Origin of the sequence: Porcipelethomonas ammoniilytica (assembly GCF_025567485.1) — a bacterium.
GTDB lineage: Bacteria > Bacillota > Clostridia > Oscillospirales > Ruminococcaceae > Porcipelethomonas > Porcipelethomonas ammoniilytica.
Genome location: NZ_JAOQKH010000108.1, coordinates 1 through 473, shown reverse-complemented (window position 1 = coordinate 473; position 473 = coordinate 1). Strand labels below are relative to the sequence as shown.

The following is a 473-nucleotide window of genomic DNA, read 5'->3' as shown; positions in this document are numbered from 1 at the left end:
CCCTTTTTATAAAGTAATGTGCCTACATCGGGTAAAATCGTTCCTTTCGGATCGGTTATAACATATGAACTGTTCAGCTGCATAAGGTTTGGAATTACAAAAAATCTTGTTTTTCCTGTTCCCGGACCGCCTACAATGAGAATATTTTTATTTCTGCCGTTAAAAGGAATAATCCGCCAATCCTTCAAGGTAAGACCTTCTGTAGCAGTCAAAATAACATTTTTCCATGGATTTGGATCCATGAATTTCCTTATTTCATTTTTGTCTGCCCATTTTGAAGAACCGTATTCTTCTCCGGTTCTCATTTGCCTTTGAGTTCGGGTTACAATGAGAATATATATCATGCAGGCTATAAGGAAGGGGAAAAGAAGATCGTTGCTGTCAAGGCTTATCAGCGGAAGTCCGAAAATTTGCAGAGGATTTTCAGCAATTATGTAAATTTTTGTAAAAGCGTCCCCCGAAAGATTATGATA

1 protein-coding gene is annotated in these 473 nt (G+C 37.6%); it reads right to left on the bottom strand.

Annotated elements, in window-relative coordinates; all coding sequences use genetic code 11:
• On the bottom strand, window positions 1-473 hold a 473-nt coding region (locus tag OCV67_RS13530), incomplete at both ends, for a type IV secretory system conjugative DNA transfer family protein (protein ID WP_178085196.1).